Source organism: Curvibacter sp. EU05-FHT14A10 (assembly GCF_058791075.1).
Genome location: NZ_JBYTDE010000001.1, coordinates 505383 through 529898 on the forward strand (window position 1 = coordinate 505383; position 24516 = coordinate 529898).

The following is a 24516-nucleotide window of genomic DNA, read 5'->3' on the forward strand; positions in this document are numbered from 1 at the left end:
CGGCCATATCAGCCAAAAATGAACTGATTTAGTATTTCTGATGCGGTTTCTTTGCCTGCTGCTTACAAATCGGGGCCCTGGCTCGCCCGCCGCCAGACCCAACCCAGGCCCGACAAGACAAGCAAGGCCAGGACCCCATTGAGGGCCAGCGCGCTGCGCACGCCCATGAGGTGCACGCTGAACCCCGTGAGCAGGCTGCCCAGCGACAACCCACCCCGCATGGCCAGCATGAACAGGCTGACCGTCTTGCCACGCAGGTGCTCGGGTGCACTCGATTGCAGCAAGGTGTTGGCAGAGGCATTGCTCGCAGTCATGGCCACCCCGGCCAGGACAAACAAGGGGGCCATCGCGCCAGCCCAGGGTTTGATGGCGGCCAGCAACACGACCACTGCATAGGCAAGCGCAAAGCCCGTGCACCAGGGGCGTCGGTCGCGCTGGGCGTCGAACCCCAGCAAGGCGGCTGCGCCCAGCAGGCCCCCCAGACCGAGTGCGCCAGCGCTCAGGCTGAACTGGGCAGCATCGCCTTGAAAGGCCTGTTTGACCAGCACGGGGCAAAAGGTGATCAGGGGGGCGCACAGCAGGGCATTGACGAACACGGTCAGCAGGGCGCCTCGCAGTCGGGCCTGGCCCAGCACCTCGCGCAGGCCCAGCCAGAGCCTCTGGCTGCCCTGGGTCAGGGCCTGGGCGGGCGGGCGACCCGGCACCTGGGGGGCTGCCGGGGGCGTTTGCAAGCGCCGCGGCAGCACCCACAGGGCCACGCCGATGAAGGGTAGGTAGGACGCTGCGCTCACGGCAAAGGCGCCGGCCATGCCGGCACTGGCCATCAGCAGACCCGCCACCGCAGGCCCGAGGATGCGTGACAGGTTGAATTGACTGGCATTGAGGGCGATGCCCGCCGGGATCTGCTCGTGCTGGACGATGGACGGAACAATCGATTGAAACGATGGCATGGACAAGGCGTCGGTCACGCCAACCACCAGCGAGAGCAGCACCACTTCCCAGGGTTGGATCCAGCCGCCCAGCACGCCTGCGACCAGCAGCAAAGGGCACAGCATCTGGATCGACTGGAACAAGGCGATGGTGCGGCGCCGATCGGCACGGTCGGCCAATTCGCCACCCACCAAGGTCAGCAGCAGGGCGGGTGCGCTGAGCGCAAAGGCATCCAGGCCCAGCATCAGGGGCGAGGCGCCCAGGCTGAGCATGAGCCAGGGCTGGGTGACCTGTTGCGCCCAGGTGCCGATGTTGGCCAACAGGCTGGCGACCCAGAAGGTGCCGAAACGCCGGCTGGTCAACAACGCCAGGGATTTTTGAAAGGCAGTTGAAGGCACAGCAGGCTCAGGGGTTGGAGATAAAAATCATAGATGAAATAAATGCGTGGCTCGTTTCATTTTTCGGACTTTGGCATCAGTGGATTTGTGTCGCCGTTGCCACGCCGAAGATGGGGTTTTCCCTTGAGCAAAAATCCAATTCAGATTCCTTGACGTAACGCAAATGGAACAGATTGCCGCTCCGAAATCATTTTATGTTTCGTCGATCATCGACCCTGCCCCTTGAAGCTCTCAGAAGGTTATGCGCAATATCAAGCTCCATGAATCAGACCAGCATCAATTCATTTTGTTGAATGAGAGTGAACCGGGCGAGGAGGATGGGATCAGGTCCAACCAATATCTGGTGGTTCATGAGGGGCAGGGTGTGCTGCTGGATCCCGGTGGTTTTGGCGTGATGCCCCGGGTGCTGGCTGAAATGCTGCGCTATGTGCAGCCTGCCGGCATCAAAGGTGTTTTTCTCTCCCATCAGGATCCGGACATTGTCGGGGGCCTGTCGACCTGGCTAGAGTTGCTGGACGCGCCGGTTTATGTGTCGAGCATCTGGATGCGTTTTTTGCCGCATTACGGGCTCAAGGACATGTCCCATTTTGTCGGGGTTCCCGACGAGGGCATGCACTGCAACGTGGCCCCTGGGTTTGATCTGGAGGTGGTGCCGGCGCATTTTCTGCACTCCGAGGGGCAGATCAATGTGTACGACCCGGTGGCCAAGGTGCTGTTCTCAGGCGACATTGGGGCGGCCATGTTGCCGCCGGAGCAGGACACGGCCTTTGTGGATGATCTGGCTGGGCACCTGCCCTACATCGAAGGCTTTCACCGCCGCTACATGGGATCGAACCGGGCCATCCGTTGCTGGCTGGAGACGATCGCGCACCTGGACATCGAGATGATCGCGCCCCAACATGGGCCGGTTTACCGTGGGGCCGCGGTGGGGCAGTTTCTGGCCTGGCTGGGCGAATTGCAATGCGGCATCGATCTGCTGCAAAGCGGCGGGCGATTCGTTCGATGAGTGCCCCCATCTTCACCAACCATCTGGAGGCCTTGCGCCAGCGGGTGATGGACCGCATGGCGTCCCTGCTGGAGAGCCAGACGCGCAGCCGGGCCTTCGCCAGCAACCTGGGGGCCCTGGTTCGCCAGGTGCAGAGTGAGGTGATGGCTGAGCTGGAGGCCTTGTCGCAAGAGGCCATGCCGCACAACCTGGCGCTGCGCCTGCGCCACGTGATCGACACCTACCGCAGCCTGGAGCAGACCATGGCGCTGCTGTTGGGCGAACGCCAGCGCCAGTGGAGCCGCAACGCCGAGCATGCCAAGACCACCTTGCTGGAGTTCAATCAGACGGTGACCGATCTGGCCTCGACGCTGATCGAGAAAGACCTTTTCGAGCGCCAGAGCCGGGTGCTGGAGCGCATCATCCTCTCGCACGAGCATGTGGCCCAGTGGAAGGCGTTTGTGCAGGAGATCCTGGCCGATTTCCATGCCATCTTCCCGTTCAACTTCTTCTACATCGCATTTGCCGAGGAGCACGGCCTGTCGCTGTTCCTGTACTACCTGGGTGACTACCCGGAAGACATGAAGAAGAGCGCGCGCGAGATGCTGTCGCGCCAGATGTTGACCGGGCTGAACCTGCCGGCCGACACCCTGCTGGAGATCGACGAGTTCGAGATTCCCGTGCCCGAGCAAAATGCGGCAGCGGATGACATCCGCATGATCACCGTGACCGTGCCCGAGCACACTCCGCGGCTGGCCGGCCTGCTGGGCGTGGCCTACGTGGGCAGCAACGAGCTGACGTCGCAGGAAGAGAGCGTGGTGCGCTCCATCCTGTCGGTGATGGTGATGGTGGTGGGCTCCAGCAAACTGTTGTCGCGAACGCTGTCCGAGCTGGAGTACTACGCCATGCACGACCCGCTGACGGGCTTGTACAACCGGCGCCAGTTCAGCAACGTGCTGGAGTACGAATTTGGCCGTTCGGAGCGTCACGGGCACGAGTTTTCGCTGCTCATGCTGGACCTGGACGATTTCAAGGACATCAACGACTCCTATGGTCACCAGGTGGGTGACGAGGCCTTGCGCGGTGTGGCCGAAATCCTGCGCACCCAGATCCGCAAGGGGGATGTGGCAGCGCGCATCGGTGGCGACGAGTTCACCGTGCTGTTGATGGAGACGGGCCGCAGCGGGGCCAGCACCGTGGCCAACCTGCTGGGGCAGGCTTTGCGCGAACGCAGCTTCACCGCGCCCGATGGCAAGCACTTTCACCTGACCGTGTCGATTGGCATCGCGGTGTACCCTGGTGACGCCGGCAATGAGGCCGATATCCTGGCCGGTGCCGATCAGGCCATGTACCGGGCCAAGGAGATGGGCAAGGACGGCGCCTGCACGCTGGAATCGCTCAAGGGCAAGGCCCACGCGGGCCGGCAGACCCGTGACTATGCCGAGCGCCTGCGCGTGGCGTTGCATCAGGAGCGCATCGTGCCGTACTTCCACAGCATCGTGGACTGCCACAGCGGCGAGCTCTTTGCTTGCGAGACCCTGGCTCGGATGGTCGAGCCCAATGGCGACATCGTGGTGGCCGGGCAGTTCATCGAGACCATCGAGAAATACGGCATGGGCCGCGAGCTGGACCGCATCGTGATCCGAAAAGCCCTGGAGGCCCAACGCCAGCGCATGCTCAGCGGCGCGCCCGACATCAAGGTGTTCCTGAACCTGTCGGCACAGGAAATCCAGGGGCGCGGCGTGCTGGCCTATGCGGAAGACCTGTGCAATGCGCTGGGCATCCCGCCCCAGTGCATCGTGTTTGAGATCCTGGAGCGCGATGCGATTGGTGACATGACCAATATGCGCACCTTTCTCACCCAGTTGCGCAGCCGGGGCTTTGCCTTTGCGCTGGACGATTTTGGCAGCGGCTACAACTCGTTCCATTACCTGCGCGAGTTGAAGTTCGAGTACGTGAAGATCGATGGCGCCTTTGTGCGCAATATCCTCAACTCGAAGATCGACTATGCCCTGGTCCATAACCTGTCGCGTCTGTGCCAGGACATCGGCATCCTGACCGTGGCCGAGTTTGTCGAGAGCGACGACATCCTGCAGGCGCTGCGTGAGATGGGCATCAATTACGCCCAGGGCTACCGCATCAGCCTGCCCACCCGGGACATGCCGCTGACGGCCTCTCCGCGTCTCAGCAGCGAGGCCTGAGGCACCCTGGCCCGGGTCGAAGGCCGGCGAGCGAGTGCGGCTGGCGCGCGTTCGCCTGCAAAGGGCGAGGTGAGGGCAAGGCTTCCTTTCGTCGGATGGTGCGACCGTTTGCTTCTCAAAGCGCACACACCTGCGCCATCGCGAGGCACGATAGACACCGAGCGGTCGGTGCCGATGACTGAATGGCGCACAAAACTATCAAAAATCAAAGTTGTTTGTATTTTTCTATTGTGATGATAATGATTTTGGAGTGATATTTTTGTGGTTTTAAGCGGCCAGGGCTTCAGAATGGAGACCGCTGGATAGTGATCAACAAGACGCAGCTTGGCCCCGCCTCTTTTGGCATGCCAGGGCCATCGCATCGAGTCAGGTCGATCCGGACCGTCATCTTTTCTACAAAGGAACTCGCAATGGAAAACAGCAACGCCAATGCCGTCGGCAAATGCCCGGTCATGCACGGTGGAATGACCTCGGTCAGCAAGACCAATGCCGATTGGTGGCCCAAGGCCCTGAATCTGGACATCCTGCACCAGCACGACAGCAAGACCCAGCCCTTGGGCGACGGCTTCAGCTACCGTGAGGCAGTGAGCAAGCTGGATGTCGAAGCCCTCAAGCGCGACCTGAAGGCCTTGATGACCGACAGCCAGCCCTGGTGGCCGGCCGACTGGGGCCACTATGGCGGCCTGATGATCCGCATGGCCTGGCACTCGGCTGGCACCTACCGCATTGCCGACGGCCGTGGCGGTGCAGGCACGGGCAACCAGCGCTTCGCCCCCTTGAACTCCTGGCCTGACAACGGCAACCTCGACAAGGCCCGCCGCCTGTTGTGGCCGATCAAACGCAAGTATGGCAATCAGCTGAGCTGGGCCGACCTGATGATCCTGGCTGGCAACATGGCCTACGAATCGATGGGCCTCAAGACCTTTGGCTTTGCCTTCGGCCGTGAAGACATCTGGGCACCCGAGAAGGACATCTACTGGGGTTCAGAAAAGGAATGGCTGGCCCCGAGCGGCGGCCCCAACAGCCGTTATTCCGGCGAGCGCGATCTGGAGAACCCCCTGGCTGCGGTCATGATGGGCCTGATCTATGTGAACCCGGAAGGCGTGGACGGCAAGCCCGACCCACTCAAGACCGCCCACGACGTGCGTGTGACCTTTGCCCGCATGGCCATGGACGATGAAGAGACCGTGGCCTTGACCGCCGGCGGCCACACCGTGGGCAAGGCCCACGGCAACGGCGACGCTGCCAAGCTGGGCCCGGCCCCCGAAGGTGCTGATCTGAACGAGCAAGGTCTGGGCTGGATCAACCACAGCGGTCGAGGCATTGGCCGCGATACCGTGACCAGCGGCATTGAAGGCGCCTGGACACCGCACCCGACCCAATGGGACAACGGCTATTTTGAAACCCTCTTGAACTACGACTGGGAACTCAAGAAGAGCCCGGCCGGGGCCTGGCAGTGGGAGCCCATCAACCTCAAGGACGAGCACCGCCCGAGCGATGTGGAAGGCGCCAGTGGCCACACCCGCCTGATCATGACCGACGCCGACATGGCCATGAAGATGGACCCGGCCTACCGCGCGATCTCGGAGCGTTTCTACAAGGATCCGGCGTACTTCTCGGAAGTGTTCGCCCGGGCCTGGTTCAAGCTGACCCACCGCGATCTGGGCCCCAAGGCCCGCTACATCGGCCCCGATGTGCCGCAGGAAGACCTGATCTGGCAAGACCCGGTGCCGGCCGGTCGCAGTGACTACGACGTGGCCGCCGTCAAGGCCGCCATTGCGGCGACAGGTCTGAGCACGGCTGACTTGGTCAGCACGGCCTGGGACAGCGCCCGTACTTTCCGTGGCTCGGACAAGCGCGGCGGTGCCAATGGGGCCCGCATCCGCCTGGCCCCGCAAAAGGACTGGGAAGGCAATGAGCCAACCCGCCTGGCCCGTGTGCTGTCGCTGCTGGAGCCCATCGCCGCGAAATTCGGCGTCAGCGTGGCCGACGTGATCGTGCTGGCCGGCAATGTGGGGGTGGAAGCGGCTGCCAAGGCAGCCGGGTTTGACCTCACCGTGCCGTTTGCACCCGGTCGCGGCGATGCCACGGCAGAGCAGACCGACGCGGCGTCTTTCGACGTGCTGGAGCCGGTGGCCGATGGCTTCCGCAACTGGCTCAAGAAGGACTACGTGGTCAGCGCTGAAGAGCTGCTGCTGGACCGTGCCCAACTGATGCGCCTGACGGCTCCGGAAATGACGGCTCTGATCGGCGGGCTGCGTGTGCTGGGCACCAATCACGGCGGCAGCGCACATGGCGTGTTCACCGACCGCGTGGGCACTCTGAGCACCGACTTCTTCGTCAACCTGACCGACATGGCCTACACCTGGAAGCCGGCCGGCAGCAACCTGTACGAGATCCGTGATCGCCAGTCGGGTGCCGTGCGCTGGACGGCCACCCGGGTGGACCTGGTGTTCGGCTCGAACTCGGTGCTGCGCGCCTACGCCGAGGTCTATGCCCAGGACGATGGCCGTGACAAGTTTGTGAAGGACTTCGTGGCCGCCTGGACCAAGGTCATGAACGCGGACCGTTTCGACCTGGCCTGAGCCCCCCACCGGCCCCGAACGGGGCCACCATGAGAAAAGCCCCTTTCGGGGCTTTTCTCGTTCAGAGCTCAGAGCTCAGAGCTTGGGGGCGCTGGCGTTCAGTCGCCGAGCAGCGAGAGGTCGCGCACGGCACCCTTGTCAGCCGAGGTGGCCAGCAGGGCATAGGCCTTGAGGGCCGCCGACACCTTGCGGGGGCGCGGCTTGACGGGCTTCCAGCCCTTGGCATCTTGCTCGGCGCGGCGCACGGCCAGTTCTTCGTCGCTCACCAGCACATCGATCGTGCGGTTGGGAATGTCGATCCGGATGCGGTCGCCATGGCGAACCAGGCCAATGGTGCCGCCCGCAGCGGCTTCGGGTGAGCAGTGGCCGATCGACAGGCCGGACGTGCCCCCCGAGAAGCGGCCGTCAGTCAGCAGGGCACAGGCTTTGCCCAGGCCCTTGGACTTGATATAGCTGGTGGGGTAGAGCATCTCTTGCATGCCCGGGCCCCCCTTGGGGCCTTCGTAGCGCACGATCACCACGTCGCCGGCCTTGACTTCGTCGTTGAGGATGTGCTCAACCGCTTCGTCCTGGCTTTCGACCACATGAGCCGGGCCCTCGAACACCAGCAGGCTGTCATCCACGCCCGCGGTCTTGACCACGCAGCCGTCCAAGGCGATGTTGCCGCGCAGCACGGCCAGGCCGCCTTCCTTGGAGAAGGCGTTTTCGTACGAGCGGATGCAGCCCTCGGCACGGTCAGTGTCCAGGCTGGGCCAACGGGTGGCCTGGCTGAAAGCCACCTGGGTGGGGATGCCGGCCGGGCCAGCCATGTAGAACGTGCGCACGGCCTCGTCGGTGGCGGTGACGATGTCCCAATGGGCCAGGGCGTCGCCCAAGGTCTTGCTGTGCACGGTGGGCACGTCGGTGTGCAGCTTGCCGGCGCGCGCCAGTTCTCCGAGGATGGCCATGATGCCGCCGGCACGGTGCACGTCTTCGATGTGGTATTTGTTGGTGTTGGGCGCCACCTTGCACAACTGAGGCACCACGCGCGACAGGCGATCGATGTCGGTCATGGTGAAGTCGATGCCGGCCTCTTGCGCAATGGCCAGCAGGTGCAGGATGGTGTTGGTGGAGCCGCCCATGGCGATGTCCAGGGTCATGGCGTTCTCAAATGCCTTGAAACCCACCGAGCGCGGCAGCACGGTCTCGTCATCGCCTTCGTAATAGCGCTTGGCCAGGTCCACGATCAGGTGGCCCGCACGCTTGAAGAGCTGCTCGCGGTCGGCATGGGTGGCCACCACGGTGCCGTTGCCCGGCAGGCTCAGGCCCAGGGCTTCGGTCAGGCAGTTCATCGAGTTGGCGGTGAACATGCCCGAGCACGAACCGCAGGTGGGGCAGGCTGAACGCTCGACCTCGGCCACGTCGGCATCGCTGACCTTGCTGTCGGCGGCCATCACCATGGCGTCAATCAGGTCGAGCTTCTTGAATTCGATGGTCTGGGTCACCGGGTTGGCCAGGCGCACCTTGCCGGCTTCCATCGGGCCACCCGACACGAAGACGACCGGGATGTTCAGGCGCATGGCGGCCATGAGCATGCCGGGCGTGATCTTGTCGCAGTTGGAGATGCACACCAGCGCATCGGCTGTGTGGGCGTTGACCATGTACTCGACCGAGTCGGCAATGATGTCGCGGCTGGGCAGCGAATACAACATGCCGTCATGGCCCATGGCAATGCCGTCATCCACCGCAATGGTGTTGAACTCCTTGGCGACGCCGCCAGCGGCCTCGATTTCACGCGCCACCAGTTGGCCCATGTCCTTGAGGTGAACGTGACCCGGGACGAACTGGGTGAACGAGTTGGCAATCGCAATGATGGGCTTGCTGAAGTCGTCGTCCTTCATGCCGGTGGCGCGCCACAGAGAGCGAGCGCCCGCCATGTTGCGGCCGGAAGTGGAGGTCTTGGAGCGGTAAGCTGGCATGAGGAGGTCCTTGGGGTCGTTCCAGATCGTTGGTGTCGAACAGCGTGCCGCACAGGCGGTGAGCGCCGAAGCCCCTGATTATCGTCTGGCGGAGCAAGCCTTGTTGTCGTGCGGGTCTGAGGCTTGGGGCAGGGGCCGCCCCGGTGGGTTCCGGTCCAGGCAATGGGCGCGGCGTCGGCCGTGCCGGTGGGTCAGCCCACTGCACCGGCTCGCTCGATGGGCCGATGATTCGACGATCTGTATCAATCTGGCAACAAAATGGCGTTCGTCGGTGTCAAATTTTTGACTTGAGTCATTTTCGGGGCTGCGCGAGCTTCTAATTGCCGATTCTGGCGACAAATGTGCTGCGTTGGAGTGGGGCGGGGTTGATGATTGTCAATGAATATATGTACGGAGTGGCGGGGTTTGTGGTGCCCCGAGCGGCAAGTTTCCCTTCGCCACTGTCCATGCTGTTATTTGTGGCCTTCGCGATTCTGGTGGTGCAGGTCAGCAATCGGCTGGTGGAGCACGCAGCATGGTCGGTCGACCCCGGCAATCGGCGCCTGAGTGCCTCGCACGCTGCGCTGATCATCGGCTGTATCGTCTGGGCGCTGGACATCGGTGGTTTCTTCATGTACCAGCACCTGGGCGGCAGGGCGCCCAACCTGAATGAGGGGCTGCTGGCCTTGCTGGTGATGATGGTCAGTGCCCGCATCACGCTGCCTGAGCTCAGCACCAGCGTCAGCCGCAAGCGCACCGTGGTGGCGGGTGTGGTGATGGCCCTGGGCATGCTCACGGGGCACTTCGTGCTGGCCATGGGCTATGGCGCCAGCCTGGCGCACATCGATGCAGGGTCCCTGCTGGCGTCCATCGCGGTCGCCATTTGCCTGACGACTGTCCTGTCCATCCGTCACCGTGCGGCGAAGCGGCGTTTGTTGATCCAGAGCCACGCCATGCGGCGCTGGCCCGACGTGGTGCTGGGTGGCCTGACCATCCTGGCTCTGCATTGCCTGCTGATCAACGCCTTTCCTCCGTCGCCATTGACGGACCCGGTGGGCAGGTCGGCTGGCGCTATCGCGGTGGTGGCGGTGTTTGCCCTGGTCGTGGTGCTGGAGCACATGGGCAACCTGCGTTTGGATCAGCGGCTGCAATTGCGCTTGCGGCAAGGCCTGTCAATGATGCGAGTGGCAACACCGGTGACCAACCCGCAGCACGACGTTCAGATGGCGCTGATCGCAGACCACTTGGCAGAGTTGCTCACCAAGCAGCGCCTGAACTTGCATTTTCAACCCATCGTGCAGTTGAAGGCGGGCCAGCCGCCGGCCTTCGAGGCCCTGCTGCGTCTGCAGCATCCGGTGCTGGGCCGACTCAACCCCGAGGTGTTTTTGCTGGTGTGCGAGTTGCAGGGCAAGACCACGCTGGTGGATCGCCTGATCCTGGAGCAGGCCATCGGTCAGATGGCGCGCTGGGGGGATGACGGCCAGCTGGGTCTGCGGGTTTCGGTGAACCTGTCGCCGACCACACTGATGGAGCCAGGGTTTGAGCATTGGCTGGTACAGGTCTTGGCGGCTCACGGTGTCGAGACCGGACAATTGACCCTGGAGTTGACCGAGCACGCCATCATTGCCAGCGGTGCTCCCATGCTGGAGGCCATGCGTGCCATGGCGCGGGTGGGCATTGCCGTGGTCATGGATGATTTTGGTGCCGGGTATTCATCGCTGGCCATGTTGGCCGAGCTGCCCATCCGGGGCATCAAGTGCGACCGTCTTTTTGTGCGAAACCTGTTGCTCGATCCGCGGCGTCAGCGCTTGCTGAGCCATGTGTTGGCCATCGCGCAGGATTTCGACCTGGAGGTGACCGCCGAGGGCATCGAAACCCAGGAGGAACTGGCCGTGGTGCGTGGCATCGGACTGCACAAGCTGCAGGGCTACCTGTTTGCCAAAGCCATGCCCGCCGAGGAAATTTCAGACTGGTTGACCCGCCTGTCCCATGGACTGCCTGAACTCCAAGTGGCAGAGAAGTCGGCCGTTGGGCAGCGAACTCTCCAGCCCTGACGACCGTCGCTTGCGTGGGCTCATGAATGGGCTGATCAGGGCCCCATCCGTGCCCTGGTGAAAGGGTGTCGGGCAACAAAAAACCCCAAGTGACGCAAATCACTTGGGGCTGTATTTGGCGGAGAGGGCGGGATTCGAACCCGCGGTGGGGATTAACCCACACACGCTTTCCAGGCGTGCGACTTAAACCGCTCATCCACCTCTCCGGAAGCCCTCAACTATAGCAGGAAAAACGGAGGGCTTTGGCTTGATGGAGGAGGAAGGCCGAATTTTTCTGGCTCAGTGCCGCGGGGCCAGCCCTGCGTGCCTGGCCGTTCTGGAAATCGCGAAGGCTGCTATTTGGGGACCTGGCTCACAGGCTGATCGTCGGCGATGTCATGGAACCGGCCGGCGGCGGCCGCCGGCTGCGCAGCTTGATGGCCAGGCGCATTTCATTCTCGCTGTCGGCATACCGAAGTGCATCGGTGTAGTTGATCTGCCCCAGTTCATGCAGATCAAAAATCGCGTCATCGAGCGTCTGCATGCCCACATTGCGCGATTTGCTCATCACGGCCTTGATGTCGTGAAACTCTCCGCGGTAGATTTTCTCGGCCAGGGTCGGGGTGTTGAGCAGTATCTCGATTGCGGCCTGGCGGCCTTGCCCTTTTGCGTGGGGCACTAGGCGCTGGGAGATGATGGCGTTGAGGTTCATCGACAGGTCCATCAGAATCTGCTGCCGGCGTTCTTCCGGAAAGAAATTCAGGATGCGATCAAAGCTGCGGCTGGCGCTGGTCGCATGCAGGGTGGCCATGCACAAATGCCCGGTCTCCGCAAACGACAAGGCCTGTTCCATGGTCTCCGTGTCGCGAATCTCGCCGATCAGGATCACATCCGGCGCCTGCCGCAGCGCGTTCTTGAGTGCGTGATGCCAGGAGTGGGTGTCGATGCCAATCTCCCGGTGCGTGACCAGGCTGGAGATCGAACTGTGGACATACTCTACCGGGTCTTCCACCGTCACGATATGGCTTTTGGTGTGGCGATTGCGGTGATGGAGCATGGCCGCCAAAGAGGTCGACTTGCCCGAGCCGGCTGCCCCCACCAACAGAACCAGGCCACGCGATGCCAGCGATAGGGTCTTGAAGATGTCTGGCAGGCCCAGTGCCTCGATCTCGGGCACTTCGTTCGGGATGGTGCGGATCACCATGCCGACCTGGCGCTGTTGGCGGAACACATTGACCCGAAAGCGAGCCACGCCGGGCAAGGACATGGCGAAGTTGGCTTCCAAATCCTGCTCAAAATCCTGCCGGTGTCCTGCGTCCATCAGCGCTGCGGCCAGTTGCAGGGTGTGCTCACCCTGCAATTTGATGGATTGCAAAGGCTGCAACTCGCCATTGACCTTCATGGACGGTGGAAAGTCGGCCGAGATGAAGAGGTCGGTGCCGCCGGCCTGAACCATGGTACGCAGCAAGGTGTGCAGGTAGGTCAGCGAAGGGTGACCTGGTGTGCTTGGGCTGTCGGCAACAGTGCTCATGATGTTGGGTTCTCCCTGAACGTTGGTGGTGGCTGCTCTGAGGGCATTGGCCACCGTCGACGGGAAGCAATAAACGCACCGGCGTACGCGGACAGGGGCCGTCGGTGGCAAATCATAGGCCGGGCCGCCCAGTCAGGCCAACAGGGGGTTCTTCCCGAGTGCTTGCTCTGTCTGTTGGCGTTCAATTCGGTATTGAAAGCCACGGTGGCCTTGCCGGAAGTGATGCCGGCCCTTGTGCTCACGGTGGGGTTTTTGTTGGCGTACAGCCTGGCCATGGCTATCTATGGTGGCTTCACGCCCCTGATCTCGACCTGGTTGATCGAGACCACCGGTGACAAGGCTTCGTCGGGCTACTGGATCTCTTTTGCCGGGGCCTGTAGCTTGGTCACCATGGGCTTGCTGTAAAAAGGGTGGTGAAAGCCAAGGCCGCTGCGGCCTGATCATTATTTTCGTTGACGATCGAACTTCTGCCAATACGCAAAGGGCTCTTCATGCACCTCCAGGTCGATCTCACTGACCCGGTGCTGCAAACGCTCTTGCACATCGCTCACGGCCTGGTTGTAGATCAAGGGGCCGATCTCTTCGAGAAAAAATCCCAGTAGAGCGCCCGCAGCGATGTTGCCGATGCGCTCTTCGTGGTGGACCTGAAAGTAACGCTCGATGGAGGTGACGGCCTGTTGGCGTGCTTCGCGCTGGAGTTCTAGGGGCATGTGGGCTGCCTGGCGGCGTTTGAATACGGATGGACTCCTACTTTGCGTGAGGGGTGGTTTCCTGATGGGGCCGCTTGCCCAGGCCGAAAATCGGGCGCGGAATCCCAGCAGTCCTCTCGGATTTTCCGTTTGAGGCATGCTGCCTGGCGCGCTGGCTAACCCGTTGTCGCATGGGGTTGGCCTGTGCCGGATGGTTTCTGTTTTCTTTGTGATGGAGGGCCCTGCCGAATGCGCCTGCAACTGCCTACGCTGGCGAAATGGGTGTTGGTCACAGCGGCTGCGTTGAGCACCGGGCTGTGTCAAGCGGCCCCGGAGGAGATTCAGGTCTACCTCGATGAATTTGCCGAGCCGGGTCAGTTCGGCTTGGATCTGCACACCAACTTCGTGCCCTCGGCCCAGCCCGGCTCGCCCACCTTTCGCCAGTGGCGACTCACGCCTGAACTCAGCTATGGCATCAACGCCCACTGGGAGGCGGGTCTGTATGTTCTGAGTTCAGGGGCCCCGGCCGTCTCGCAGGGGCACCCCGTCACCGATGGGGCCAAGGTCAGAATCAAGTGGCGGCCCAGTGCGCCTTCGGCGGATTCGCCTTGGTATTTCGCCGTCAACTGGGAGGTGGGGCATCTGGCCCAGCGTTTTGATGCCGATGAAAGTTCAACCCAACTGAAGTTCATTGAAACCTACCGCCAGGGGCGCTGGCTGGCGGGGGGCAATTTCAACCTCAACGGCTCTTTCAGAAGTCACCCGCAGCAGTCCTCGTCGACCGAGTTGGACTACAAGCTCAGCTATCAGTTCACGGACGAGGAGCACGGCGACTTGCGCCTGGGAGTCGAGCGATACGACACCCTGGGCCTGCTGCATCGGAATGCGGCAGTGGCGTCGCCCCACACTACCAGCAATTTTGTGGTGGCCGACTTCAACCTGGGTGGGTGGGATGTCGACCTGGGGTTAGGGCGTTCCTATGGCTCTGCGTTGGCCAACAGCGACAGAACGGTCATCAAGTTGATTCTCGGCGTACCCATTTGATGTCCGGGTGGGTGCTTGGGGTTGAGTCGGGCCGCCGTGCCTGCGAATTCGCTGAACCTCAGGCCAGTCGTTGTCGCAGCAGGTCGCACAAAGGGGCCATCACCGGCAATTGGACCCGGCTGGTGGTCCGTACCAGGGCATAGCGACCGTCCGGTGTCGGCAGACCGGTGGCGGGCAGAGCGATCAGGCGCCCATCGTCCAGTTCGGCCCGCACCACGGCATGCGCCACCAGCAGCACCATGTTGGAGGCCAGGGTTGCGCTCTTGAGGGCCTGGTAGTTGTCGCCCTGCAGGCTCAGCAAGTCACCCGAGTGCAGCGGCTTGCCGAGGATCTGGCCGATCTCCCGGTCAAAGGCTTCACTCAAGGGGGAGCAGGCCACGGCGTAGGGGCGCAAATCGGCCAGGCCAGGCTGGGGCAGGGCGCTCAGAGGATGGGCGGCCCGGCAAACGAAACCACCAGTCAGGGGTCGCAAAAGCTCGATGCTGAGGCCCTCTTTGTCGTGAATGGCGCTGGCGTCCACCACCGCCAGGTCCAGGACATGGCGGCGCAGATCGTTGAGCAAGGCGTCTGTCCTGCCGATGACCATGCGGGCGTGCACCTGCGGCGCCTGGTCGGCCAGCCAGCCCAGGCAGGGGGCCATGCCCAGTTCGGCCGGGGTCGGGCTGAACCCGATCGCGCAGTCGCCGGCCTGCCCTGCGTTCATCAGGGCCAATTCGCGTTTGAGTTCACGCTCCTCATCCAGCAGGCGCTGGGCCCTTTGCTGCAGGGCCAGGCCGAAGCGGCTGGGCTGCAGCCGACGTTTGCCACCATCGAACAGGGGCACGCCCAATTCCTGGGCCAGTGCTGCCAGGCTCCGGCTCAGGGCTGACTGGGTGAGGTGGCAATGCTCGGCGGCCCGCTGCATCGAGCCATGCTCGCACACTGCCAGAAAGTGCTGCAACTTGCGGCTTTCCATGCTTGAAGGTCGTTGTATGAGGAAATTGCAAAAATTGGATGATTATTTTGCGCTTGAATCACTGAACTCGGCACAGGATGATCAGGTCTTTGTCACTTGCTGCCCGAGACATCCATGCCCACTTCTTCTGATCAATGCGGCTCTCCGCGCCCCGGCGAGCCTCTGCCGATAGGCCGCTTCGAAGACATGATGACCTGGCCCGCAGAGGTCCAGCTCAACAGTTACCGGCAGATGGAGCAGGTCTACCCAACCCGTCGGGTCTGTCGCGGTCCCGGGGTGCGGCCTCTGCCGTCGGGGCCAGGGCTTTCGCTCCAGTACCGCGTTGGCGAACAGGCACTGGGCATCGACGATTTCATGCAACGCAATCGCACCACGGGGCTGTTGCTGCTCCAGGACGGCCAGGTTCGGCTGGAGCGCTATGCGGGGGGGCACCATGCCCAAGCCCGATGGCCCTCTTTTTCCGTGGCCAAATCGATTTCTTCAGTGTTGCTGGGGATCGCGCTGCACGAGGGCTTGATCCAAAGCCTGGACCAGCCCGTGACGGACTATGTGCGTTCTCTCAAGGGCTCGGCCTACGAGCAGGTCAGCATCCGCCAGGTGCTGCAGATGAGCTCCGGCGTGGGCTGGAATGAGGACTACCTCGACCCCCAGTCCGAGCGTCGGCGCATGCTGGCCGTCCAGGCCGCTGATCAGAAAGGGGGGGTGCTGGCGTTCATGGCCCACCTGCCGCAGGTGGCGGAACCGGGCACGCGCTTCAACTACAGCACCGGTGAAACCTATCTGGTGGGCGAGATACTTTCTGCCGCCATTGCTCGCCCGCTCAGCGACTACCTGTCTGACAAGCTTTGGGCCCCGCTGGGGATGGAGTGCGATGCGCTGTGGCAACTCGATGCCGAAGAGGGGCTGGAATTTGCTGGCAGCGGCTTGAACGCCACATTGCGCGATTTCGGGCGCTTTGGGCAGTTCATCCTGAACCAGGGTGTGGTCGATGGCCGTCGCATCTTGCCGCTGGATTGGGTGGCCGATTCGACTGACGTGGTCCGTCACCGCCACCTTCAACCCGGGCAGATACCCCGCTATGCCCCCCGGGGCTACGGCTATCAATGGTGGACCTTTGCCGATCCACCGCCCGCGCCGGGGCAGCGCAGTGCCGCCCTGTTCGCGGCACTGGGTATTTTTGGCCAACAGATCTACATCCATCCGGCTTCACGCATGGTGCTGGTGCTGCACAGCGCCTGGGCCGAGCCGATCGACCCGGCCTGTGTGGCAGAGACCTCGGCCTTGGTTCAGGCCTTGTTGCACGCCTTGTCCTGAATCTGGGGGGCCCGCTTTCGCTTGGCCGCTCAGGCCTTTGTGGCTTAGCCTGGCGGATCGACGATGAGCAAGGAACCCCAGCTACCGCTGGCCACCGCATGCGCAACGCCCGCGGTCACGGTGTAGAGCTCACCGGCCTGGACGCGGACGGCCTGCCCTTCAATCGTCAGCAGAAGCTGGCCTTCCAGCACCAAGAAGGCCTCGTCATAGGGGTGGGTTTCTTCTTCGACGGTCCGGCCATCCATGCGCAGGATCTTGATCTGGCTGTGGCCCAGGCGCGCAATGATGTGGGAGCACCAGGCTGGTTCAAGCTGGGCAGCTAGTGGGTACAGGTCCAAAGAAGGCATGGGTGCAATGAGGCTCCGGTCTGGCCCCGCGCACCGTGCGCCAGGCCGATGGCAAGCATAGGGGCCCAAGGCCTGGCGGTCTTGTACCGGATTGCGCACCCGTTCGGGGCCAGGGCCTTGAGCTCAGAGGCTCTCGTGCACCACCCGTCCCTGCAAGGGTTGCACGGGCCGGGCGTTGGCCGGGAACAGGCGGCGGAAGGCCTTGATCTGCGCCGGTGCCAGCGTAATGGGTTGCTTGAGCACCATCCAATTGACCCCTTCCGAGCAAGGTGGCGTGGTCAGCGAGCCCTCAAAGGCGTAGTAACCCTGCTTGGCTGGCAGCAGGTCAGCCAGTTTGATTTCCAGCCCCTCGACGGTGATCTTTTCCCCGGGGCGCGGCAGGTGGGCAAACACGGGCTCGAAGGCTTTGTTGGGCACGCCAGGCTGTATCAGCACGCCGACCACGCCGAGTTCGCCGGCAGCGCTTTTGTGCACAAAATGGGCCACCATCGCGGTATGGCGTCCCTTCAAGGTCTCTTCGCTGGGGGTGTGGAAATGGAACTGCAGCAATTCGTAGGTCTTGTCACCCACGCTCAGCTTGCTGCCGGTGGGCAGGTTCACCTGCACCGTGTGGCCGTTGTTCACCAGCGTCGGGGATGCGCTGCCGTACTGAAAATCGAGTGCGGGCAGTGTCTCCTTGACCGTGGTGCTGATGTCGATCGGACTTTGGCGCAAGCCCTTGGCGCAGCTTTCAAATGCGGGGTCCATCTCGGCCCAGTGCGCGGCCCCATGGTGGCCTGCGTAGCCCCAGTGGGGGGCTGTATCGGCGGCTTGGGCTGCGATGGCTGCCAGGGCGAGCATGCTCGCAGACAGTGTCTGAAGGGTGGGGCGGCGGATCATGTGAGGGCTCCTTCTCGGCTGGCGCAGGTCTCAGGGATGCGCGTACGAGTGGGTTAAATGTAAGTGGATGTTACTCTTGGTTGGTTCAAATTTGGACAATCAAAAGCGAGGCTGGTGTGATGTCGAACATCCGGGGTCGCCGAGACGATTCAAAAGGCCCGTTTTTTCAGCGGGGCTGCACCCGCCCGCCTGTCGCGGGGCGGGCCTCGGTCCTGAGCAGAGCAGGAGAAAACATGGGCGTTCGCTTTTTGCCAAGGCTTGTGCTGGCTTGCCGCAAGCCCATGCTGGGTGTGGCCTGCTTTCTCGGTGCGCATGGCCTGTGGCTGGCCGCGGTCTTGGGAGCAGGGTCTGCGGCGGCTCAGCCAACGCGGCACGCCGATGACCCGATGTTGCAGGTCAGCCAGGCCATCGCCGGATGCCCGATACCGGCCGTGCCTGTTGAAACACCGGCACAGGCCCGCGATTCGGCTCATTGGCGTGCCGAACGCGGCACCAGTTGCTACCGTTCTGGCCGCTGTCGACTGCCCAATGCCTACCTTTACGACGCCGAGATCATTCCCAGGGTGCGCCAGTTCATTCAGCAAGATGATCGGTTTTGGGGGACCAGCCTCTGGGTTCTGGGCCAACGTCGCTGGGTGTTTGTGTTCGGTTGTGTGAGTTCAGAGGCGCAGGGCAGGGCGTTGGAGCAGGCCATCCAGGGCATTGACGATGTGGAGGCCGTTGTCGGCCAATGGCGGGTTGGGGCAGGCGCGCCAGTACCCTATCCGGTGGCTGGGCCGTCACCCTGATGCGCCTTGCCCTGCAGAGCACTGGGCGGTCGGCCCTCGCCTCGACCGAGTGCCGGATCGAGGCCCGCCGTGACGCCATCAAGGGCTGCCGCCTGGAGACCTGTGGTGCCCCTCAAGCGATTGCCTGGGGAAATGCTGTTGTCATGTGCGGGCCCTAGGCTCCAGGATCGACCGTTTCGTCGAAATGCCTTTGTGTCATTTTCGTGCCATTGCCATGTCCCCCTACCTGAACCCCGGCCTTCCATGCCAGCCAAGAAACTCCTGATCATGAGCGTGTCGGCCGGCATGGGCCATGTGCGGGCCGCGGAGGCCATCCGGGCCTGTGCGCTGCAGCATGCCGAGGTGGCCGAAGTGGTGCACCTGGACGCGATGGACTTTGTGACGGCGGGCTTTCGCAAGGTCTACACCGATTTCTACGTCAAGCTGGTCGACAAGGCGCCCACGCTGTGGGGCTACCTGTACAACCACACCCATGAGGCCAAGGCCGACAGCTCCCTGGAGCGCCTGCGCCGCGCCCTGGAGCGCATGAATGCGCGGGCCTTGCGCCGTCAGATCCGGGCCCTTCAGCCCGACGCCATCATTTGCACCCACTTTCTGCCGGCCGAGATGCTGGCGCGCCAGATCCACCTGGGTGAGCTTGCCTGCCCGGTGTGGGTGCAGGTGACCGATTTCGATTTGCACCGCCTGTGGGTGCATGAAGGCATGGCGGGTTACTTTGCCGCCAATGACGAAGTGGCTTTTCGCATGCAGGCCCAGGGCATTTTGGCGCGCAACATCGAGGTGACGGGCATCCCCATCATGCCGGCCTTTGGGCAGCCGCTCAGTCGTGCCGTGTGTGCGGCAGAGTTTGGGCTGGACCCCAGCCAGACCACCTTGCTGCTGATGGGCGGTGGGGCCGGCGTGGGCAGCCTGGAGACCATTGCCCAGCGACTGATGCGCCTGGAGCAGCGCTTTCAGCTGGTGGTGCTGGCCGGCCGCAATCTGCAGGCCCTGGCCAGCCTGCAGGGCCTGGCCCAGCAACACCCGGGTCGGCTTTTTCCGCAAGGTTTCACCGGCGTGGTCGAGCGCTTGATGGCCTGCGCGGATCTGGTGATCACCAAACCCGGTGGCTTGACCACCTCTGAGTGCATGGCCATGGGGCTGCCGATGATCGTCAATTCGCCGATTCCGGGCCAGGAGGAGCGCAATGCCGACTACCTGCTGGAGCAGGGCGTGGCGCTCAAGGCCTTCGATGGGGTGACGCTGGAATACCGTGTGCGGCGCCTGCTCGATCAACCGTCGCTGCTGGCCGCCATGCGCGAGCGCAGTCGCGCGTTGGGCCGCCCCGACGCGGCGCAGCGGGTGCTGGCCAGGGTGCTGTCGTGAGCGCGCAGCCCCGCCTGCAGGGGCAGGCCACCGAGCGGCCCTGGCTCACCATCGCCTGGGTGGCCGTGCTGGCCTTCTTTTTTGCCCAGGTCGAGATCCAGATCGAAGGCGGGGCAGGCTGGGCGGCGGCCTTGCCCACTTGGCGCATCGAGCAGCATTGGCTGCTCGACATCTTCTGGGGCGGTCGGGCCATGACGGGCTACCACGCCTGGATCTTCTCCTTCATGGTGCTGATGTTCCATTTTCCGCTGGCCTTTGTGCAGACCTGGTCATGGCGTCTTCAGGCCCGGGCGCTGGCCTGCATCATGCAGTTCTGGGTGATGGAAGATTTTCTGTGGTTTGTGTTCAACCCCGATTTCGGGCTGACCCGCTTCGATCCGCAGAACGTACCCTGGCAAAAGCACTGGTGGTGGTGGGCCCCGACCGACTACTGGACCTTCTCGGCCGTGGCCATTGTGTTGTTCTGGCTCTCGTTCAAGGCCATCGGTGCCCCAAAAGCACTGCCTGTCACACCACTGCCTTGAAAACAGGCAGTGCAAGGCAAGTCAAGTCAAATCAATGACTTGCGTGTGCTTTCAAGCCCAAGGGCACGGCTTGTCCACAGCTTTGTCCAGTGCTCGCGGGGAAAACCCTGCCTTTGTCATCGATGGTCTGGGCCGTCTCAGCCCTTGTTCTGCTTGACCAGGGCCATGGCTGAACCGATCAGGCTGGCCAGTTCACCCATGTGGCTGGGCACGATCAGCGTGGTGGTGGCGTCGGTGGCCACGCGGCTGTAGGCGTCCACGGCCCGTTCGGCCACCTTCAGCTGCACGGCCTGTTCACCGCCGGGCTGGCGGATGGCGGTGGCAATGCGTTCGATGGCTTGCGCGGTGGCGTCGGCCACCGCCGTGATGGAGGCGGCCTCGCCCTGGGCCTTGTTGATGGCGGCCTGTTTTTCGCCCTCCGAGCGCGCAATGAAGGCCTCGCGTTCGCCGGTGGCGATGTTGATCTGCTCTTGCCGGCGGCCTTCCGAGGCGGCGATCAGGGCCCGCTTTTCGCGTTCGGCCGTGATCTGGGCCTGCATGGCGTGCAGGATCTCCTTGGGCGGAGTCAGGTCCTTGATCTCGTAGCGCAGCACCTTCACCCCCCAGTTCAGGGCGGCCTCATCAATGGCGGCGACCACCTGGGCATTGATGATGTTGCGCTCCTCAAAGGTCTTGTCGAGCTCCAGCTTGCCGATCACGCTGCGCAGTGAGGTCTGGGCCAGTTGCGTGACCGCCATGATGTAGTTTGATGAGCCGTAGCTGGCCCGCATCGGGTCGGTGACCTGAAAGTACAGGATGCCATCGACCTGCAGCTGGGTGTTGTCGCGGGTGATGCAGATCTGGCTGGGCACATCGAGCGGAATCTCTTTGAGGCTGTGGCGGTAGGCCACGTTGTCCACGAAGGGGATCAGCAGCTTGGGGCCGGGCGTGAGGGTGCTGTGGTAGCGCCCCAGGCGCTCAACCACCCAGGCGTGCTGCTGGGGCACGATCTTGATGGAGCGGGCGATGAAGATGGCCACGATGACGGCGATGACGAGGGCGAATTCCATGGGGTTCCCTGGGCTGGTGGAGGAGGGCTGAAGTGGAACGGGAGGGAGCGTTTCAGATGGGGGCAACGATCAGTCGGCTGCCCAGCACTTCGACGATGCGCTGCGGCCCGGGGCGGGCGCTTTGGCCAGCCTGCAATTGCACGGCCCATTGTGCGCCGCGGTATTGGGTGGTGGCGCTGCCGTCGGCCTGCCAGTGCGCCACCTGCACGGTCTGGCCCAGGTCCAGGTTCACGTCGGGGTTCTGGCTGGCGGGGCGGTCCTTGGGGTGCTGGCGGCGCCACAGGTGCCAGGCGAGCATCAACGCGCCCGCCACGGCCGAAGCCAGCAGCAACTGGCTGGTGGTGCCGACACCCAGCCAGGCGGCCAAGGCGCCGGTGGCCAGTCCGGCGGCCAGCAGCAGGAGGTAGAGCGTGCCCGTCAACAGCTCGGCAACGACGGCCGCTCCGGCCAGAATCCACCACAGGGTGATCGGGGTCATGATTTCTTCTCCCAGGCCAGCCATGATGATGTCTTGCTGACACCACATTCTGGGTGAAAAACAGGGGGTGTCAAAAGGGCGCCCCCAATATTCCTTACACTTCGCGCCTGTTTCCGTGATCCACGCCCTTTTTAGCCCCACTCCCGCTTCCGGAGGTCTGCATGAAATTTCGCTTCCCCATTGTCATCATCGATGAGGACTTCCGCTCTGAAAACACCTCGGGCCTGGGCATCCGTGCGCTGGCACAGGCGATCGAGTCTGAAGGGTTCGAGGTGCTGGGGGTGACCAGCTATGGGGACCTGAGCCAGTTCGCCCAGCAGCAAAGCCGGGCCAGCGCGTTCATCCTGTCGATCGACGATGAAGAGTTCACGCCGGGCCCCGACCTGGACCCGGCCGTCGTCAATTTGCGCAGCTTCATCGATGAGGTGCGGCGCAAGAACCTGGATGTGCCGATCTACATCTATGGTGAAACCAAGACCTCACGCCACCTGCCCAACGACATCCTGCGTGAGTTGCATGGCTTCATCCACATGTTCGAGGACACCCCCGAATTCGTGGCGCGCCACATCATCCGCGAGGCCAAGAGCTACCTGGAAGGCGTGCAGCCGCCGTTTTTCAAGGCCCTGCTCGACTATGCCGAAGATGGCTCCTACTCCTGGCACTGCCCGGGGCATTCGGGTGGCGTGGCCTTCCTGAAAAGCCCGGTGGGCCAGATGTTCCACCAGTTCTTTGGCGAGAACATGCTGCGCGCCGACGTGTGCAATGCGGTGGAAGAATTGGGCCAGTTGCTGGACCACAACGGCGCCATCGGCGAGAGCGAGCGCAATGCGGCCCGCATCTTCAATGCCGACCACTGCTTCTTTGTCACCAATGGCACCAGCACCAGCAACAAGATGGTGTGGCACCACACCGTGGCGCCCGGCGACGTGGTGGTGGTGGACCGCAACTGCCACAAATCCATCCTGCACTCGATCATCATGACCGGGGCCATCCCCGTGTTCCTGAAGCCGACGCGCAACCACTTCGGCATCATTGGCCCGATCCCGCAAAGCGAGTTCACCCACGAGTCCATCCAGGCCAAGATCAAGGCCAACCCCTTGCTCAAGGGGGTGGATGCCAAAAAGGTCAAGCCGCGCATCCTGACCATCACCCAGTCGACCTACGACGGCGTGCTGTACAACACCGAGACCATCAAGGGCATGCTCGACGGCTATGTCGAGAACCTGCACTTTGACGAAGCCTGGCTGCCGCACGCGGCCTTCCATCCCTTCTACGGCCCCTACCACGCCATGGGCAAGAAGCGCGCGCGCCCGAAGGAGAGCGTGGTGTACGCCACCCAGTCCATCCACAAGCTGCTGGCCGGCATCAGCCAGGCCAGCCATGTGCTGGTGCAGGATTCGCAGAACACCAAGCTGGACCGCCACCTGTTCAACGAGGCCTACCTGATGCACACCAGCACCAGCCCTCAGTACAGCATCATCGCCAGCTGCGATGTGGCCGCCGCCATGATGGAGCCGCCCGGCGGCACCGCGCTGGTGGAAGAAAGCATTGCCGAGGCACTCGATTTCCGCCGCGCCATGCGCAAGGTGGACGATGAGTACGGCAAGGACTGGTGGTTCAAGGTCTGGGGCCCCGACAAGCTGGTGGACGACGGCATCGGCCGCGCCACCGACTGGATCATCAAGGCCGACGCCAAGTCCACCAAGTGGCACGGCTTCGGCAAGCTGGCCGACGGCTTCAACATGCTCGACCCCATCAAGTCGACCATCGTCACCCCCGGCCTGGATCTGAACGGCAAGTTCGCCAAGACCGGCATCCCGGCCAGCATCGTCACCAAGTTCCTGGCCGAGCACGGGGTGATCGTCGAGAAGACGGGCCTGTACAGCTTCTTCATCATGTTCACCATCGGCATCACCAAGGGCCGCTGGAATTCGCTGCTGACCGCGCTGCAGCAGTTCAAGGACGACTACGAGAAGAACCAGCCGATGTGGCGCATCCTGCCCGAGTTCTGCCAAAAGAACCGCCGCTACGAGCGCATGGGTCTGCGTGACCTGTGCCAGCACGTGCACGAGCTGTACGCCAAGTACGACATCGCGCGCCTGACCACCGAGATGTACCTCAGCGACCTGACCCCGGCCATGAAGCCGTCGGACGCCTATGCCTACATCGCCCAGCGCAAGACCGAGCGCGTGGAGATCGACCACCTCGAAGGCCGCATCACCACCAGCCTGGTCACACCTTACCCGCCGGGCATCCCCTTGTTGATCCCGGGCGAAGTGTTCAACAAGAAGATCGTCGACTACCTCAAGTTCTCGCGCGAGTTCAACGCTCAGTGCCCGGGCTTCGAGACCGACATCCACGGCCTGGTCGAGGAAGAAGACGCAGACGGTCACATGCGTTACTTTGCCGATTGCGTCAAACAAGGCGCTTGAGACCGGTCCGCTGAGCCGCAGGCCTGCGGCACATGAACAAAGGCCCCGCCCT

20 protein-coding genes and 1 tRNA gene are annotated in these 24516 nt (G+C 63.0%); 11 read left to right on the forward strand and 10 right to left on the reverse strand.

The window, feature by feature from the left end:
* Positions 1–62: 62 nt before the first annotated feature.
* Entirely contained in the window at positions 63–1328 is a 1266-nt protein-coding gene (locus tag AC3WUT_RS02190; RefSeq protein WP_492345416.1) for an MFS transporter, read from the reverse strand.
* 241 nt (positions 1329–1569) lie between these two features.
* On the opposite strand from AC3WUT_RS02190, the gene AC3WUT_RS02195 reads away from it, so the two are divergent.
* The 3 genes from AC3WUT_RS02195 to katG all read left to right on the forward strand — a co-directional run bounded on the left by AC3WUT_RS02195 (position 1570) and on the right by katG (position 7099).
* Positions 1570–2334: an oxygen-binding di-iron domain-containing protein gene (locus AC3WUT_RS02195; protein WP_492345417.1), complete on the forward strand. Its 765-nt coding sequence runs from the start codon at positions 1570–1572 to the stop codon at positions 2332–2334.
* A complete protein-coding gene (locus AC3WUT_RS02200; protein WP_492345418.1) occupies positions 2331–4514 on the forward strand; it encodes a putative bifunctional diguanylate cyclase/phosphodiesterase in 2184 nt (727 codons plus the stop codon). The genes AC3WUT_RS02195 and AC3WUT_RS02200 overlap by 4 nt, the downstream gene beginning before the upstream one ends.
* 410 nt (positions 4515–4924) lie before the next feature.
* On the forward strand, positions 4925–7099 hold the full coding sequence (gene katG / locus AC3WUT_RS02205) for a catalase/peroxidase HPI (protein WP_492345419.1): 2175 nt from the start codon (positions 4925–4927) through the stop codon (positions 7097–7099).
* 98 nt (positions 7100–7197) lie between these two features.
* Here katG and ilvD read toward each other — a convergent pair whose 3' ends face one another.
* Positions 7198–9057, reverse strand: a complete 1860-nt coding sequence (ilvD, locus tag AC3WUT_RS02210; RefSeq protein WP_492345420.1) for a dihydroxy-acid dehydratase — start codon at positions 9055–9057, stop codon at positions 7198–7200.
* A gap of 446 nt (positions 9058–9503) precedes the next feature.
* Between ilvD and AC3WUT_RS02215 the strand changes: the two genes are divergently transcribed.
* Complete coding sequence (locus AC3WUT_RS02215) at positions 9504–11090, forward strand: EAL domain-containing protein (protein WP_492345421.1); 1587 nt, start codon at positions 9504–9506, stop codon at positions 11088–11090.
* Between the two features lie 116 nt (positions 11091–11206).
* On the opposite strand, the gene AC3WUT_RS02220 is transcribed toward AC3WUT_RS02215, so the two are convergent.
* A tRNA-Ser gene (locus tag AC3WUT_RS02220) sits at positions 11207–11296 on the reverse strand.
* Between the two features lie 146 nt (positions 11297–11442).
* Positions 11443–12600 (reverse strand): PilT/PilU family type 4a pilus ATPase, encoded by a 1158-nt coding sequence (locus AC3WUT_RS02225; RefSeq protein WP_492345422.1) that lies wholly within the window; start codon positions 12598–12600, stop codon positions 11443–11445.
* 204 nt (positions 12601–12804) lie between these two features.
* Here AC3WUT_RS02225 and AC3WUT_RS02230 point away from each other — a divergent pair, with 204 nt between their 5' ends.
* Positions 12805–13005 (forward strand): hypothetical protein, encoded by a 201-nt coding sequence (locus tag AC3WUT_RS02230; protein WP_492345423.1) that lies wholly within the window; start codon positions 12805–12807, stop codon positions 13003–13005.
* 38 nt (positions 13006–13043) lie between these two features.
* Here AC3WUT_RS02230 and AC3WUT_RS02235 read toward each other — a convergent pair whose 3' ends face one another.
* Entirely contained in the window at positions 13044–13310 is a 267-nt protein-coding gene (locus AC3WUT_RS02235) for a DUF2164 domain-containing protein (RefSeq protein ID WP_492345424.1), read from the reverse strand.
* A 228-nt stretch (positions 13311–13538) separates the two neighbouring features.
* Between AC3WUT_RS02235 and AC3WUT_RS02240 the strand changes: the two genes are divergently transcribed.
* Positions 13539–14333: a hypothetical protein gene (locus AC3WUT_RS02240; RefSeq protein WP_492345425.1), complete on the forward strand. Its 795-nt coding sequence runs from the start codon at positions 13539–13541 to the stop codon at positions 14331–14333.
* Between the two features lie 58 nt (positions 14334–14391).
* Here the strand turns inward: AC3WUT_RS02240 and AC3WUT_RS02245 are convergent, their stop codons facing one another.
* On the reverse strand, positions 14392–15288 hold the full coding sequence (locus AC3WUT_RS02245) for a LysR family transcriptional regulator (RefSeq protein ID WP_492345426.1): 897 nt from the start codon (positions 15286–15288) through the stop codon (positions 14392–14394).
* A 114-nt stretch (positions 15289–15402) separates the two neighbouring features.
* Here AC3WUT_RS02245 and AC3WUT_RS02250 point away from each other — a divergent pair, with 114 nt between their 5' ends.
* Entirely contained in the window at positions 15403–16602 is a 1200-nt protein-coding gene (locus AC3WUT_RS02250; RefSeq protein ID WP_492345427.1) for a serine hydrolase domain-containing protein, read from the forward strand.
* 44 nt (positions 16603–16646) lie between these two features.
* On the opposite strand, the gene AC3WUT_RS02255 is transcribed toward AC3WUT_RS02250, so the two are convergent.
* Both AC3WUT_RS02255 and AC3WUT_RS02260 read right to left on the reverse strand, forming a co-directional pair.
* Complete coding sequence (locus AC3WUT_RS02255) at positions 16647–16949, reverse strand: cupin domain-containing protein (RefSeq protein ID WP_492345428.1); 303 nt, start codon at positions 16947–16949, stop codon at positions 16647–16649.
* A gap of 123 nt (positions 16950–17072) precedes the next feature.
* Positions 17073–17828, reverse strand: a complete 756-nt coding sequence (locus AC3WUT_RS02260; protein WP_492345429.1) for a carbonic anhydrase — start codon at positions 17826–17828, stop codon at positions 17073–17075.
* Between the two features lie 233 nt (positions 17829–18061).
* Here AC3WUT_RS02260 and AC3WUT_RS02265 point away from each other — a divergent pair, with 233 nt between their 5' ends.
* From AC3WUT_RS02265 to AC3WUT_RS02275, 3 genes are all read left to right on the forward strand, one after another.
* Positions 18062–18616, forward strand: a complete 555-nt coding sequence (locus AC3WUT_RS02265) for a BON domain-containing protein (protein ID WP_492345430.1) — start codon at positions 18062–18064, stop codon at positions 18614–18616.
* Positions 18617–18859: 243 nt separating this feature from the next.
* Positions 18860–19981, forward strand: coding sequence for an MGDG synthase family glycosyltransferase (locus AC3WUT_RS02270; RefSeq protein ID WP_492345431.1), 1122 nt, complete (start codon positions 18860–18862; stop codon positions 19979–19981).
* Positions 19978–20505, forward strand: coding sequence for a hypothetical protein (locus AC3WUT_RS02275; RefSeq protein ID WP_492345432.1), 528 nt, complete (start codon positions 19978–19980; stop codon positions 20503–20505). Before AC3WUT_RS02270 ends, AC3WUT_RS02275 begins: the two co-directional genes overlap by 4 nt.
* A 137-nt stretch (positions 20506–20642) precedes the next feature.
* On the opposite strand, the gene AC3WUT_RS02280 is transcribed toward AC3WUT_RS02275, so the two are convergent.
* Complete coding sequence (locus AC3WUT_RS02280; protein ID WP_019576615.1) at positions 20643–21554, reverse strand: SPFH domain-containing protein; 912 nt, start codon at positions 21552–21554, stop codon at positions 20643–20645.
* Positions 21555–21606: 52 nt separating this feature from the next.
* The gene (locus AC3WUT_RS02285; protein ID WP_492345433.1) at positions 21607–22032 is read right to left on the reverse strand and encodes an NfeD family protein; all 426 of its coding nucleotides are present in this window, start codon (positions 22030–22032) and stop codon (positions 21607–21609) included.
* A gap of 161 nt (positions 22033–22193) precedes the next feature.
* Between AC3WUT_RS02285 and AC3WUT_RS02290 the strand changes: the two genes are divergently transcribed.
* On the forward strand, positions 22194–24464 hold the full coding sequence (locus tag AC3WUT_RS02290) for an Orn/Lys/Arg family decarboxylase (protein WP_492345434.1): 2271 nt from the start codon (positions 22194–22196) through the stop codon (positions 24462–24464).
* Positions 24465–24516 lie beyond the last annotated feature (52 nt).